General features: G+C 68.6%; 11 protein-coding genes. 7 read left to right on the forward strand and 4 right to left on the reverse strand.

Annotation, left to right across the window (positions count from 1 at the left end; translation table 11 throughout):
* The first annotated feature begins 36 nt into the window (after positions 1–36).
* Positions 37–624 carry a DinB family protein gene (locus ACZ3HL_RS42760; RefSeq protein WP_465416733.1) on the forward strand — a complete coding sequence of 196 codons (588 nt, stop codon included), beginning with the start codon at positions 37–39 and terminating at the stop codon, positions 622–624.
* 13 nt (positions 625–637) lie between these two features.
* On the opposite strand, the gene ACZ3HL_RS42765 is transcribed toward ACZ3HL_RS42760, so the two are convergent.
* Positions 638–1,174, reverse strand: coding sequence for a methylated-DNA--[protein]-cysteine S-methyltransferase (locus tag ACZ3HL_RS42765; RefSeq protein WP_465537575.1), 537 nt, complete (start codon positions 1,172–1,174; stop codon positions 638–640).
* 90 nt (positions 1,175–1,264) lie between these two features.
* Here ACZ3HL_RS42765 and ACZ3HL_RS42770 point away from each other — a divergent pair, with 90 nt between their 5' ends.
* A complete protein-coding gene (locus ACZ3HL_RS42770) occupies positions 1,265–1,891 on the forward strand; it encodes a VOC family protein (RefSeq protein WP_465537577.1) in 627 nt (208 codons plus the stop codon).
* On the opposite strand, the gene ACZ3HL_RS42775 is transcribed toward ACZ3HL_RS42770, so the two are convergent.
* Both ACZ3HL_RS42775 and secA2 read right to left on the reverse strand, forming a co-directional pair.
* Positions 1,862–3,619, reverse strand: a complete 1,758-nt coding sequence (locus ACZ3HL_RS42775; RefSeq protein WP_465537579.1) for an NAD+ synthase — start codon at positions 3,617–3,619, stop codon at positions 1,862–1,864. The genes ACZ3HL_RS42770 and ACZ3HL_RS42775 overlap by 30 nt on opposite strands.
* Positions 3,620–3,775: 156 nt before the next feature.
* Positions 3,776–6,103: an accessory Sec system translocase SecA2 gene (gene secA2, locus ACZ3HL_RS42780; protein ID WP_465537581.1), complete on the reverse strand. Its 2,328-nt coding sequence runs from the start codon at positions 6,101–6,103 to the stop codon at positions 3,776–3,778.
* Between the two features lie 149 nt (positions 6,104–6,252).
* On the opposite strand from secA2, the gene ACZ3HL_RS42785 reads away from it, so the two are divergent.
* On the forward strand, positions 6,253–7,824 hold the full coding sequence (locus tag ACZ3HL_RS42785) for an alpha/beta hydrolase (RefSeq protein WP_465537595.1): 1,572 nt from the start codon (positions 6,253–6,255) through the stop codon (positions 7,822–7,824).
* 52 nt (positions 7,825–7,876) lie between these two features.
* Positions 7,877–9,421, forward strand: a complete 1,545-nt coding sequence (locus ACZ3HL_RS42790) for an alpha/beta hydrolase (protein WP_465537583.1) — start codon at positions 7,877–7,879, stop codon at positions 9,419–9,421.
* Between the two features lie 78 nt (positions 9,422–9,499).
* Here ACZ3HL_RS42790 and ACZ3HL_RS42795 read toward each other — a convergent pair whose 3' ends face one another.
* Entirely contained in the window at positions 9,500–10,168 is a 669-nt protein-coding gene (locus ACZ3HL_RS42795; RefSeq protein ID WP_465537584.1) for an LppX_LprAFG lipoprotein, read from the reverse strand.
* 88 nt (positions 10,169–10,256) lie between these two features.
* On the opposite strand from ACZ3HL_RS42795, the gene ACZ3HL_RS42800 reads away from it, so the two are divergent.
* The 3 genes from ACZ3HL_RS42800 (at position 10,257) to ACZ3HL_RS42810 (ending at position 14,511) form a co-directional block, all read left to right on the forward strand.
* Positions 10,257–11,522, forward strand: a complete 1,266-nt coding sequence (locus ACZ3HL_RS42800) for an MFS transporter (protein ID WP_465537585.1) — start codon at positions 10,257–10,259, stop codon at positions 11,520–11,522.
* Positions 11,523–11,590: 68 nt separating this feature from the next.
* A complete protein-coding gene (gene glnA / locus ACZ3HL_RS42805; RefSeq protein WP_016331613.1) occupies positions 11,591–12,934 on the forward strand; it encodes a type I glutamate--ammonia ligase in 1,344 nt (447 codons plus the stop codon).
* A gap of 14 nt (positions 12,935–12,948) precedes the next feature.
* A complete protein-coding gene (locus tag ACZ3HL_RS42810) occupies positions 12,949–14,511 on the forward strand; it encodes an amidase (RefSeq protein ID WP_465537587.1) in 1,563 nt (520 codons plus the stop codon).
* The last annotated feature ends 373 nt before the right edge of the window (positions 14,512–14,884 follow it).

The raw sequence follows: 14,884 nt of genomic DNA on the forward strand, positions 1-14,884 counted from the left end.
GATGTCATGATCCCCTTCCTGACGGAAGGAGCCACCATGGCTGGAAACGTTCCCCCGGTCGCCGACGAGCGCGAAGGTCTCCTCGCTTACCTCGAGCAGCAGCGCCACGTCCTGCGGATCGCGGCGCACGGCCTCACCGAAGAACAGGCCAGAGCCGTCCCGACCAGAAGCTCGCTCAGCGTCGGCGGCCTGATCAAGCACACCGCGTTCACGGAAGACGGCTGGATCGACATCCTGCTCCAGAAGCCCTCGAAGCCGATGGACGAAGCGATGAAGGAGTACGAAGCCGGCTACGTGATGACGCCGGAAGAGACGGTCGAAAGCGTCCTCGCGCGCTACGACGAGGTCGCTCGCCGCACTTCAGACGTCATCGCCGGTATCGCCGACCTCGGCCAGCCGGTCCCGGTGCCGAAGGGCGTGCCCTGGTATCCGCAGGACGTCGACGCGTGGTCGGTCCGCTGGGTGCTGCTCCACCTCATCGAGGAGACCGCGCGCCACGCCGGGCACGCCGACATCATCCGCGAGCACATCGACGGCGCGACGGCGATCCCGCTGATGGCCGCCGCGGAAGGCTGGCCGGAGACGCCATGGCTCAAGCCCTGGTCGCCGGGTCAGAGCGACTAGAACCCCACAGCCACTAGAACAAGGTCGGTTCGTCCGCCAAAGCGCCTTCGATGACCAGCATCCGGCGCTTGGTGGCGACCCCTCCGCGCGCGGAGAAGCCGCCGTCCTTGCCGCCCGCGGCGAGCACACGATGGCACGGCACGATGATCGGGAACGGGTTCCGGCCCATCGCCTGCCCCACGGCCTGCGCGCCGCCGGGCATGCCGAGGATGTTCGCGATGTCGCCGTAGGTCAGCGTCTTGCCGGCGGGGATGGTGCGGATGAACTCGTAGACGCGGTGGTGAAAGTCCGGTACTCCTTCATAGTCGAGGCCGACGTCGGTGAGATCCGTGCGCTTGCCGTCCATCAACGAGACGATCCCGTCGATCGCGTGCTGGATCTCGCCCGGCGGTGTGGATTCGGTCGCTTCGGGAAGGCGCGCGGTCAGTCGCGCCCTCGTCTTCTCTTCACTGCCCTCAGGGAGTTGGACCGCGACGACCCCGCGTTCGCTCCACGCGATGCCGCAGTCGCCGATCGCGGTGCCGAACACGGAGTAGCCCGGTGCCGTCATGTGTCCAGGGTACGAGAGCGGTCCGACAGTTTCGGGTTCACGGCCATGCCGCGGTGCCGCCGGAGCCGCGGCTGCGGTAGGAGTATGCACATGAGCGACCTCGTGCTTGACCACCTCGTCTACGCCGGGCCGGACCTCGAAGAGGCTGTCGCCCGCGTCGCTGAGCTGACCGGCGTCACGCCGGTACGCGGCGGACGGCATGTCGGGTTCGGTACGGCCAACTACCTGGCCGACTTGGGCGCCGGTGCCTATCTCGAGGTGGTCGGTCCCGACCCGGACCAGCCCGAGCACATCGGACCGCGCCCGTTCGGTATCGACGAGCTGACCGCACCCGCCCTGGTCACCTGGGCCGCACGGGTGGAAGGCATCGACGAGGCGATCGCCGAAGCTCGCGAACGTGGTTACGACCCGGGCGAAGCGTCCGAGATGTCGCGGACCACCGACGACGGCGAACTGCTGACCTGGCGGCTCACCGGTGCGGGCGGTCTGGGCGGGCTCGCGCCGTTCCTCATCGACTGGGGGAGCACCCCGCATCCGACGACGCGGGGGCTCCCGTCGATCCCGCTGCTCATGGTCACCGGCGTCCATCCCGAGCCCGCCGCGGTCGAATCCGCGGTCCGCGCGCTCGGGATGGACATGCTCGTCCGGCGGGACACGAAACCCGGCCTGGTGGCAGTGCTGACGAACTCAGCGGGAAAGCAGGTCGCGCTGAGCTGAACGGGTCACGACCGTGCCCTCTCGCCAGCCGTTGGTCATCGGCAGCCGCCGGTCCCGCCCGAACGCCTTGAACGTGATCTTGGTGCCCGGCGGGTACTGGCGGCGCTTGTATTCGGCCTTGTCGACCATCCGCACCACACGGTCGATGGTCTCCGGCTCGAAGCCCGCGTCGACCAGGTCGACGTAACCGCGGTCGCCCTCGATGTAGTCGTCGAGGATGTCGTCGAGCATCAGGTAGTCGGGCAGCGAATCGCTGTCCAGCTGACCCGGCCGCAGCTCCGCCGACGGCGGTTTGGTGATCGAGTTCTCCGGGATCGGCGGGGTTTCGCCGTTCTTTTCGGCTTCCGCGTTGCGCCATTTGGCCAGGTGCCAGACGTGCGTCTTGAACAGGTCCTTGATCGGTGCGAAGGCCCCGACGGCGTCGCCGTAGATCGTCGAGTAGCCGACGGCGAGTTCGGTCTTGTTGCCGGTCGCGAGCACCAGGTGGCCGTCCTGGTTGGACAGCGCCATCAGCAGCATGCCGCGGACACGCGCCTGGATGTTCTCCTCGGCGAGGCCGGTCAGCTGAAGCTGCTCCACGTAGACCTTGACCATGTCGGCGATCGGCTCGACGCGATAGTGCGCGCCGATCCGGCGCGCGAGGTCTTCGGCGTCGCCTTTCGAGTGCTCCGAGGAGTACTCCGAAGGCATCGAGACGCCGTAGACGTTGTCGCCGCCCAGTGCGTCGGCGGCCAGCGCCGCCACGACCGCGGAGTCGATGCCGCCCGAGAAGCCGAACGTCACCGATGAGAAGCCGTTCTTGTGCACGTAGTCGCGCAGGCCGACGACGAGCGCGTGCCACACCTCGGCTTCGTCCGACAGCGGCTCGCTGATCGCGGACTCGGTGCGCGGGGTGTACGCCGGGACCGGCTCCTCGCTGAGCACGCGGCGCTTCACCCGCAGGCCCTCGAACTCGCCTTCGGCGGTGTGCCCGCCGGCGACGAGGTCCGTGTCGACGACGAGCAGGTGCTCGACGAACTGCGGCGCGCGCGCCAGCAGCCGTCCGTCCGCGCCGACCACGATCGAGTCGCCGTCGAAGACGAGGTCGTCCTGACCGCCGATCTGGTTCGTGTACACCAAGGGCGCTCCGGCCTCGGCCGCGCGGCGCGCGATCAGCGGCAGGCGGATGTCGTCCTTCGCGCGCTCGTAGGGTGAAGCGTTGGGAGCGACCACGAGGTCCACGCCGGCCTTGCCCAGCGCGGAGATGGGGCCGCCGTCCTGCCAGACGTCCTCGCAGATCACCATGCCGACGTCGACACCGTGGAAGCGGATGACCTCGAGGTCGTGGCCCGGCTTGAACCAGCGGTGCTCGTCGAAGACGCCGTAGTTGGGCAGGTGGTGCTTGAACTGACGGGCGACCACTTCGCCGCGGTACAGCGCGGCCGCCGCGTCGCGCGGGCCGGCCTCGTCCAGATCGAGGTACCCGATGTAGGTGAGCACCTCACCGCATCCGGCTTCTTCGAGCCGCCGCGCGAGCACGTCGACCATCTGCTTCGAGGCGGAAGCGAAAGTCGGGCGGAGGGAGAGATCCTCGACGGGATAACCGGTGAGGGACATCTCCGGGAAGACGACGATGTGGGCGCCTGCTTCGGCGGCTTTCCGAGTCCACTCGACGGTGAGCTCGGCGTTGCCTTCGAGGTCCCCGACGGTGGTGTTGACCTGGGCCAGTGCGATGCGCAGTTGCGGCATGCCGACATTCTCACCCACCGGCGTCCGCGGGGACGACCGGATGTGCCGAATCGCCCACCTGGGTCCGGCCGGGCGAAAAAGAGAGCGGGGGACCTTTGCTCTCGCTTCTCTCAACGTTGAGAGAAGCGAGAGCAAAGGTCCCCCGCTCCCCGCGCGCTACTTGCGCTTGATCATGCTCCGCACCTTCTTGATGGTCTGCTCGAAGTCGGAGTCGAACGGGTTGTCGTGCACCAGATAGGTCCACGTCGTGTTCGCCCGCCGCACGCCGGCGTCACCGAGGTCGATCCCGTTCTCGGTGATCTCGGCCTCCTCGAGCGTCTTCGCCGCCCGCTCGGCCGCCTCCGGGATGATCTTGTGGAACTCGGGGATCGCCGCGCGGTGGAACTCGTCGATCGGCGTCTCCCGCGCCAGTGCCCGCAGGTGGATGCTCTCCCGCACGTCGGTCAGGAACGCCAGGTGGTCCGACCACAGCTGGTCGATGTGGAACAGCAGCACCTCGCGGCTGAGCTGTTCGACGCGAGCCTCGTCGTCGACGGCCTCCGAAAGCTCCTTGAACTTCTCCGGGTGCGCCTTCTCCAGCACCTCCGCCGCGTGCTTCGTCCGCAGCACCTTGTCCCGGTGTTCCAGCAGCTCGCCGCGCTGCCGCTCGATCAGCCGCGTGTAGCGCCAGGTGTTCCGGTGAATCTCCAGGTCGACACCCTCGGCGACGCGCTGCGCGTGGTTGATCTGCCGCAGCGCCGCCGGGTCGACGATCTCGCCGCTGCCCACGTCGGAGCTGATGCCCTCGGGGATGTCCGGCGCGTTCGACAGCACGAGCTCGTCGTTCAGGCTGGCGAAGAACACCGCGCTGCCCGGGTCACCCTGGCGTCCGGACCGGCCGCGCAGCTGGCCGTCCAGCCGGCTCGACGGGTAGCGAGCGGTGCCGATGACGTGCAGGCCGCCCAGCTCGACGACCTCGTCGCGGCCGTCGCCGTCCTTGCCGCCCAGCCGGATGTCGGTGCCTCGGCCCGCCATCTGGGTCGAGACGGTGACCGCGCCCTTCTTGCCGGCGTCGGCGATGATCGCGGCTTCCTCGGCGTCGTTGCGCGCGTTGAGCACGACGCATTCGAGGTCGACCTTCGCCAGCTTCTCGGCCAGCTCTTCGGACTCGGCGACGTCCTGGGTGCCGACGAGGATCGGCCGCCCGGTCTCGTGCACCCGCCGGATCTCCTCCTCGATCGCGCGCAGCTTCTGCGACGGCGACCCGAAGATCCGGTCTTCCTGGTCCTCACGGATGTTCGGCGTGTTCGGCGGGATGACCGCGACCTCGAGCTTGTAGAACTCGCGCAGCTGCTCGGCGACCGCGACCGCGGTACCGGTCATCCCCGCGACCTCGGGGTACCGCGCGAGCAGAGCCTGCACGGTGATCGAGTCGAGGATCTCGCCGCGGTCGGTCGCCTTGACCTGCTCCTTCGCTTCGACGGCGGCCTGGAGGCCGTCCGGCCAGCGCTGCAGTTCGGCGACGCGGCCGCGCGCGGCGTTGATGAGCTGCACCTTGCCGTCGCGCACGAGGTAGTCGACGTCTCGGGTGAGCAGCGCGTGCGCGTGCAGCGCCACGTTCACCGCGGGCAGCCTGTCCGACCCCGTCTCGTCGTACAGGTTGATGTCGTCGCCGAGTGCCTTCTCGACCACCGAAGCGCCCGCCTTGGTCAGCCAGGCGTTGCGGCCGTCGGCGTCGGTCTCGTAGTGCAGCCCGAGCCGCAGCCGCCGGACGATGTTCGCGACCTCTTCGTCGGCGTCGGTGTGGTCGATCGACCCCGCCATCACCAGCGGTACGCGGGCCTCGTCGACCAGCACGGAGTCCGCCTCGTCGACGATCGCGACCTCGGGCTCGCGCTGGACGAGGTCCTCCTCGCGGGTCACCAGCCGGTCGCGCAGCACGTCGAAGCCGATCTCGCTGACGGCGCCGTACGTGACTTCCTTCGCGTACGCCTCGCGACGCTCGTCGCGGGAGTGCGCGGGTTCGATCCAGCCGACGGAAACGCCGAGCAGGTCGTAGATCGGGCCCATCCACTCCGCGTCACGGCGGGCGAGGTAATCGTTCACCGTGACGACGTGGACGTGCTTCCCCCGCAGGGCGTACCCGGCACCCGCCAGCGCACCCGCCAGCGTCTTGCCCTCACCGGTCTCCATCTGCACGATGTGCCCGCTGAGCAGGCCCATCGTGCCCAGGAGCTGGACGTCGAAGGCACGCTCGCCGAGCGCCCGCCGAGCGGCCTCGCGACCGAGCGCACAGACCTCGATCAGCTGGTCGTTGCCGAAGGAAGACGCTTCCCGAAGCTTGCCGGCCCGCTCTGTCAGCTCCTCGTCGGAGAGCTTCTCCAACTCGGGCTCGAGCTTCTCGATGGCCGGCAGCAGCGCTTCGTAGCGGGTCAGCTCGACGCTGCCCGGCCGCTGGATGATCCGGCGCAGCTTCTTGCCCACCCGGCTGATCAGTGCTGCCACCCCTGTGCTCCCGTCTGTTCTTCTGCCGTCCGCACTCGTACCACCAACGCGGTGGTGGTGCGGCCGAGTTCCACGGCCGATGGCACGATCCAACCGTGTCCACTCATGTCAGCGCCAGGTCCCGTGCCCGTCGATTCGCCGCGATCACGCTGTCCGGCCTGCTCGCCGTCACCGTCGCCGCGTGCTCGTCGGGAGAGGGTAGAACCCAGCCGCCGCCTCCGGCCACCGAGTCGCACGCTCCGACCGGACCGGTGCCCGCAGGACTCGAGAAGTTCTACGGACAGAGCCTGACCTGGGCCGACTGTGCACCCTACGCGACATCCGATGACGCGAAAGCGGCGTTTCGAGTGAAGGACGCACAGTGCGCGCGGCTGACCGTCCCGCTCGACTACGCGAAACCCGAAGGCGACTCGATCACGCTCGGCCTGCTGCGCCGGAAGGCGCTGGATACCGACGAAAGGATTGGGGCGCTCGTGGTCAACCCCGGCGGCCCCGGCGCCTCCGGGATGCAGGCCGCGGCCGGTCTCGCCTCCCGGACGGCGACGAACGAGCTGGGCAAACGCTTCGACATGGTCGGTTTCGACCCGCGCGGTATCGGCGCGAGCCAGCCGCAGGTCCGCTGCCTCTCCGACGCCGAACGCGACGCGGACCGCGCGGACGACAGCGAGACCGACGGCTCACCCGAGGGAGTGAAAAAGCAGGAGACCGAGTCGCAGGACTTCGCGGCGAAGTGCGCCGAGCGGACCGAACACGGCGCCGCGATGCTCGCGAACCTGGGCACGCGTGACGTCGTCAAGGACATGGACATCCTGCGCTCGGTCCTCGGCGAACCGAAGCTGACCTACCTCGGCTACTCCTACGGGACGCGGATCGGATCCGCCTACGCCGAGGCGTTCCCGGCGAACGTCCGCGCCTTGGTGCTCGACGGGGCCGTCGACCCGGAGCAGGACGCGGTGGAGTCGCTGGTCGCGCAGGGGCAGGGTTTCGGCAAGGCGTTCGGGGAGTTCTCGAACTGGTGTGCCGCGCGCGAGGACTGCGCCCTCGGGCGCGACGCCGCCGGCGTGACGAAGGCGTTCCAGGATCTGGTGCGCCCGCTGATCGACTTCCCGGTGCCGGTCAGCGACGGCCGGAAACTGTCGTACGAGGACGCGACGACAGGCGTGATACAGGCCCTCTACCAGGAAGATCTCTGGGAGCCGCTGAACTCCGCGCTCAACGACCTGAAGCGCCAGCGCGGCGACGGCCTGGAGAAACTGGCCGATCTCTACAACGAACGCGGCGCCGACGGCCGTTACGGGACGACACAGGACGCGTTCGTCGCGATCCGCTGCGTCGACGACCCGCGGGTCACCGATCCGGCGAAGATCCTCGACGCGCAGAAGCGGTACACGGAGGCGGCGCCGTTCCTCGACGACGGCAGGCCGGACGGATCCGCTCGTGACGCCTGCGCCTTCTGGCCGGTGCCGAACACGTCCGAGCCGCACCAGCCGAACGTCGAGGGACTGCCGAAGACGCTGGTCATCTCGACGACGAACGACCCGGCGACCCCGTATCAGGCGGGCGTCAACCTCGCGAAAGCGATCAAGGGAGCTTTGCTCACGTTCGAGGGTAACCAGCACACCGTGTTCCTCCAGGGCGTGTCGTGCGTCGACCAGATCGGCATCGATTACCTGGTGAACGGCGCCCTGCCGGACGAGGGCACGCGCTGCGCCGCCAAGTAACGAGTTCGGCGCGAAGACCCCCGGGCGGACGGGACGCTGCGAAGATCGCGAGATGAGCCTTCGCCGCGTCCCGGCCGTGCTCGTTGCTGCCGTGCTCGTCGCTTCGTGCACGACGCAGCAGCCGCAGCCGGCGCCGTCGCCGACCACCACGGCGTCACCCACTCCGGACCCGAAGGCGCTCGAGAAGTTCACCGAGCAGAAGCTGGCGTGGGGCGAATGCGCCTCCTATACGGACAAGGCGTTCGACTGCGCGAAGCTCGCCGTGCCGCTCGACTACCTGAAGCCGGACGGCGAGACGATCTCGATCGGCGTCCTCCGGCACAAGACGAAGGACACCGGCCGGCGGATCGGCTCCCTCGTGCTCAACCCGGGCGGCCCCGGTGGCTCAGGCGTCTCGGCCGCGGCGCGGATCGCGAAGTCCCGCCCCGCGGCGGAGCTGGCCGAACGCTTCGACATCGTCGGATTCGATCCGCGCGGAGTGGGGACCAGTGAACCGAAGCTCGTCTGCCTCACCGATGCCGAACGCGACGCGGACCGCGGTGAGGATTCGGAAAGCGACTCGACGCCCGCCGGGATCGCGAAGCAACTCGCCGACGCCAAGGCGTACGCCGCGAAGTGCGCCGAGCGCACGAAGCACGGTAAAGAGCTACTCGCCAACATCGGGACCAGGGACGTGGTCCGCGATCTCGACGTCCTGCGCTCAGTCCTTGGGGACGAGAAACTCACCTACCTGGGCTTTTCCTACGGCACGCAGATCGGGACCGCCTACGCCGAGGCTTACCCGGACAAGGTGCGAGCACTGCTCCTCGACGGTGCGGTCGACCCCGAACTCGACACCGCCGAATCGCTGGTCACGCAGATGGCGGGCTTCCAGAACACGTTCGCCGAATTCGGCAAGTGGTGCGCCGCTCGCGCGGAGTGCGCGCTGGGCCGTGACGCGGGCGCGGTGACGAAGGCGTTCCAGGACCTGGTGAGGCCACTGATCACCGAACCGGTGCCCGCGGGGACCCGAAAACTCTCGTTCGAGGACGCCATCACCGGGACCAGCGCCGCGCTGTACTCGCAGGACGCGTGGAAGTTCCTCAACGACGGGCTCGCCGAGCTGAAGCGGGGGAGCGGCAAAACCCTGGTCGCGCTCGCGGACAACTACTACGGCCGCGAGACGGACGGCCGGTACACCGGCATCCTCGACGTGTACTTCGCGGTCCGCTGCGTCGACAGCAGGCGGATCGCCGACAGGCGCGTCATCGAAAGCGCCCACCAGCGGATGCTCCAGGGCGCGCCGTTCCTCGCCGGCGGCACCCCGGACATGAGTGAGCTCGACATCTGCTCGGTGTGGCCCGTGCCCGCCACCTCGGAGGTGCACAAGCCGGACGTCGACGGCCTGCCGAAGCCCCTGATCATCTCGACCACCGACGACCCCGCGACTCCGTACGCGTCCGGCGTGAACCTCGCGCGGGACCTCAAGGGAGCTTTGCTCACGTTCGAGGGAGCTCAGCACACCGTGTTCCTCGACGGGAACGAGTGCGTCGACAGAGCCGGCATCGCCTACCTGACCGACGGCGCACTACCCGCCCCCGACACCCGCTGCTCCTAGCGGGGGAGCAAGGGACCTTTGCTACCACCGCCCCCGCTGACCAGGCATTTCTCGCCAAGGGGGAGCAAGGGACCTTTGCTACCGCCCTGGCCCGACCGCCACCGCGTTATGCCTGGTCAACGCCAGCTCCAGCATCACCGCGAACTCCTCCGGCTTCGTCGGCGGCACCTGCAGCCACACCCGCACCAGCCGCCGCGGCTCGTCCCGCGAAATCCACAGTTTCACGAACACGTCCGACTTGATCTCCGGCACGATCCCGCCGATCACCGCGGCCGGCACCTTCGCGGCGATCCGGAACGACTCGGTGTCCTGCACCCGCTCCCACCGCTCGCCCCGCAGGTCGGTCGCCCCGGTCAGCAGCCGTCGAAGCCCGCCTTCAGGCCCGAGCATCGCTTCAGGCGTGTACGGCGCCGAAGCCGGCAGCACCTGCTTCCCGCCAGGCCCGCTGAGCGTGATCTCCGAGCCCGACAGCCGGTAGTCGACCTTCCGCCGCCCGGAGTCGTCCTGCAGGTCGGCCTTACCGACCGCGCCACCCTCGAGGCTGACTTCGCCGTCGAGCCCGCGCACCGGCAGGCCGGTGACGACGCCGTTCACCCCGAGCGTGAACCGCACGCTGCGCAACGAGACGAGGGAGTCGGCCGCCGCGCTCACGTAATCCTGGGCAGGCGGCAGCGGGGGAGACCCCGCGCAGCCGCCGATGAGCCCGATCGTGAGCAGCAGCGCCGGCACGAGGTGACGGCAGCGCATGACCGAAGCCTATGGCTTGGCCCGAATCTTTCGCACAGTGTCCTTCCGGCCGCTTTCGTGGAGCGTTGCCGCCCACGACGCTGTATCCGTGCAATCCGAGACCCGGCTCCACCGCGCGTGGTTCGTCGCCGCCGCCGCATTCATCGCCCTGCTCGCCGCCGCCGGTTTCCGTGCGGCTCCCGGCGTGCTCATCGACCCGCTTCACAACGAGTTCGGCTGGTCGCGCGCGACGATCGCGTCGGCCGTCTCGGTGAACCTCGTCCTCTACGGCCTCTTCTCGCCCTTCGCGGCGGCTCTCATGGAGCGTTTCGGCATGCGCCGCGTCGCCGCGACAGCGTTGTTCGTCGTCGCGATCGGCGCGGGCGGCACGGTGTTCATGAACGCGAGCTGGCAGCTCATCCTTTGCTGGGGAGTCTTGGTCGGCGTCGGCACCGGCTCGATGGCGATGAGTTTCGCCGCGACGGTCGCCGCCCGCTGGTTCGTCCGCAGCCGCGGCGTCGTCACCGGGGTCCTCACCGCCGCGGGCGCCACCGGCCAGCTGATCTTCCTCCCGATCGTGGCGAACCTCGCCGTCGACGAAGGCTGGCGGACAGCGTCGCTCGTCATCGCCATCGCCGCACTGGCCGTCGTGCCCGTCGTTCTCCTGGTGGTCCGCGATCACCCGTCCGATATCGGATTGACCGCTTACGGCGCGGAGCCCGGCGAAGTCGCCCCTGCCACCCGCACGGGTGGTTCCGTCCGCCGCGCGCTCTCGGTACTCGGCTCGGCAGCGCGCACGAGGACGTTCTGGCTGCTCGCCGTCGGCTTCGCGATCTGCGGCGCCACGACGAACGGCCTGGTCAGCACCCACTTCGTGCCCGCGGCGCATGACCACGGCATGCCGCAGACCACCGCCGCCGGACTGCTTGCCCTCGTCGGGATCTTCGACGTCGTCGGCACGATCGCCTCGGGCTGGCTCACCGACCGCGTCGATCCGAGGATCCTGCTCGGCGTCTACTACGCCCTTCGTGGCGTTTCGCTCGCTCTCCTGCCGCAGCTGCTGAGCGGAACGGTGGAACCGAGCATGTGGGCGTTCATCATCTTCTACGGACTCGACTGGGTGGCGACGGTTCCGCCCACGGTCGCGCTCTGTGTCCGGCAATACGGCGCCGCCGGGCCGATCGTCTTCGGCTGGGTCTTCGCCAGCCACCAGCTCGGCGCCGGTCTCGCGGCCTTCGGCGCGGGCGCGATCCGCGATTCATCGGGCAGCTACGCGCTCGCTTGGTACATCGCGGCGAGCCTCGCAGTGGTCGCTTCGGTCGCTTCGCTGGCGATCACCAAGGCGGCCAAACCCGAACCGGTTCTCGTGGGGTGATCCACCACTTCCGGCGGATCGGCGCGTCGCGAAACATGTCGTTAACACGTTCTCGTTAGGGTGCGGCCATGGATCGCCAGCAGGAGTTCGTGCTCCGTACCTTGGAAGAGCGCGACATCCGTTTCGTCAGGCTCTGGTTCACGGATGTGCTGGGGTTTCTCAAGTCCGTCGCGGTGGCTCCCGCCGAGCTCGAGGGCGCCTTCAGCGAGGGGATCGGCTTCGACGGATCGGCCATCGAAGGGTTCGCCCGCGTCTACGAGTCCGACATGGTCGCGAAGCCCGACCCGGCCACCTTCCAGGTCCTCCCCTGGGAGACCCCGGACGGCGGCCCGTACTCGGCGCGCATGTTCTGCGACATCGCGATGCCGGACGGCTCTCCGTCCTGGGCGGACCCCCGGCACGTCCTCCGCAGGCAGCTTTCGAAGGCGGGCGAAGCCGGTTTCACCTGCTACGTCCACCCCGAGATCGAGTTTTTCCTGCTCTCCAACCTGCCGGACGACGGCAGCGAGCCCGAGCCCGCGGACAACGGCGGCTACTTCGACCAAGCCAGCCACGCGACCGCGACGCACTTCCGCCGCCACGCCATCGAGACCCTCGAGGCGATGGGGATCTCGGTCGAGTTCAGCCACCACGAGGGCGCGCCCGGTCAGCAGGAGATCGACCTTCGGTACGCCGACGCGCTGACCATGGCCGACAACGTGATGACCTTCCGTTACGTGGTCAAGGAGGTCGCGCTCACTCAGGGCGTCCGCGCCACCTTCATGCCGAAACCCTTCACGGATCAGCCGGGTTCCGGGATGCACACCCACGTGAGCCTGTTCGAGGGCGATCGCAACGCCTTCTACGACGCGGAAGACCCGTACGAGTTGTCTGCGACGGGCAAGGCCTTCGTGGCGGGGCTGCTGCACCATGCGAAGGAGATCTCGGCCGTCACCAACCAGTGGGTGAACTCCTACAAACGGCTGATCAGCGGCAGCGAGGCCCCGACGACCGTTTCGTGGGGCCGCGCCAACCGTTCCGCTCTGGTCAGGGTGCCGATGTACTCGCCAGGCAAGGCGTCGTCACGCCGCGTCGAGATCCGCACGCTCGACTCCGCGTGCAACCCCTATCTGGCGTACTCGGTCATCCTGGCCGCCGGGCTCAAAGGCATCGAGAAGGGCTACGAGCTCCCGCCTCCCGCCGAGGACAACATCTGGCAGCTCTCGGACGCCGAGCGCCGCGCGGCCGGATACGCCCAGCTCCCGCAGAACCTCGGGGAGGCGCTGGCGGAGATGGAGAAATCGGAACTTCTGCCCGAAGCGCTCGGAGAGCACGTTTACGACTTCTTCCTTCGCAACAAACGTGTTGAATGGGATAACTACCGCAGCGCGGTGACCCCGTACGAGCTGCGGACCCTGCTTCCGGTTCTCTAGACGAAGGAGACCTGATGGTGCGGCGACCGGTGTTCCGAGTTCTGACGACATTGGTCGCCGCGACCATCGCGGCGAGTGCCGCGCCGTCGGCGTCCGCCACCAGCAAACCACTCGATCTCGATGCCGCCGACATCCCGGCGCTCCAGTCCAAGATGTCCTCCGGCCGGCTGACCGCAGTGGGCCTGACCTCGGCCTATCTCGATCGCATCCACAAGGTCGACCGGAAGGTCAACGCGGTCATCGCGGTCAATCCGGCCGCGATCGCGCAAGCCGCGGAGAGCGACGTCCGGCGTCGCGCCGGCAAGACGCGCGGTCCGCTGGACGGCATCCCCGTCCTGGTGAAGGACAACGTCGACACCCGCTCCCAGCAGACGACGGCCGGGTCGCGCGCGCTGCGCAGCAAGCCCGCCAAGGACGCGACCCTGATCCGCCGTCTGCGTGACGCGGGCGCGGTAGTCCTCGGCAAGGCGAACCTGTCCGAATGGGCGAACTTCCGCGCCGCCAAACCCACTTCCGGGTGGTCGGGCGTCGGCGGGCAGACGAACAACCCGTACGTGCTCGATCGCAACCCATGTGGGTCGTCCGCCGGATCCGCCGCGGGTGTCGCCGCGTCACTCGCCCAGGTCGCGATCGGCAGTGAGACCGACGGCTCGATCGTCTGCCCGGCCGGGATGACCGCGACGGTGGGACACAAACCGAGCCTCGGCCTGGTCAGCCGAACCGGCGTGGTGCCGATCTCGGCCGAACAGGACACCGCCGGCCCGATGGCCAGGCACGTCGTCGACGTCGCGCTGACCCTGTCCGCGCTCCAAGGTCGCGACCCGAGTGACCCCGCCACCGGCGCGTACCCGCCGAACCAGCCGACCGACTACGCCGCGCACCTCCGGCCCGGTGTGCTGAAAGGTTCCCGGATCGGTCTCTGGCGCCTGCCGGTCCTCGGCCCGGACGTCGACGCGGTGCTGACGAAGACCAGGAATTCGCTGGTCAAGGCCGGTGCCGAAGTCGTCGAGGTGACGCCGCCGTACCAGGCCAGGCTCGGCGAACTGGAGTTCCCGGCGCTGCTCACCGAGTTCCACCGGGACATCGATCGCTACCTGGCCACGCGTCCCGAAGGGCCGCGCGACCTCGCGGCGCTCATCGAATACAACCGGTCCGACCCGCTGGAGCAGACTTGCTTCGCCGGGCAGGAACTCTTCGAACAGGCGCTCGCCGCGCCCGGCCCGTCCGATCCCGGCTACCAGGCCATGCGCCGCGAGCTCACCGATCTGGCGAAACGCTCGCTCGACGAGACCCTCGCGAAGTACCGCCTCGACGCGATCGCCGCGCCCACGAACCCGCCCGCCTGGAAGACCGACTGCAAGACCGGCGACAACGACGTGATCCCGTCGTCCACGCCGGCCGCGGTCTCGGGCTACCCCGCGGTGACCGTGCCCGCCGGGTTCGTCGGCGAGCTCCCGGTCGGTGTCTCGTTCATGGCGGGGCAGTGGGCGGACGCCCGAGTGCTCGCCTACGCGGCCGACTTCGAACGCGTCGCGCCCGCCCGCAAACCGCCCCGCTACCTGAAGACCGTCGGATGACGGTGGTGCATACCGGCTGACCTGCGGCGATGTCGTTAAGTGACCCCCCTGTTTTCAGGGGGTTCCGGGGCATGTAATCTTCTTTTCGTCGCCAGGAACACCGGGCCGCCGGGGCCGAAAGCCCCGAGGCAAGGAACCAGGGCCGAGCGGGTTGACACCGCGAACCGGACCAGGTAATGTTCAGCGTCGGCCCACGAGCGGCCGCCGACTCCCTACGACTAACAGCGTAGGATTCGGCATGCTCGACCAAAGCTTGTGAATATCGCTTGAAGCAAAGCGTGTTGCTTGAGAACTCAACAGTGTGCTAGTGAACTAAGCCAGTAGAGCTTATGTATTTGAACCTCGTTTGAGGTTCCTTTGAGAGCAAGTATTT

The organism is Amycolatopsis sp. NPDC000009 (genome assembly GCF_055563465.1).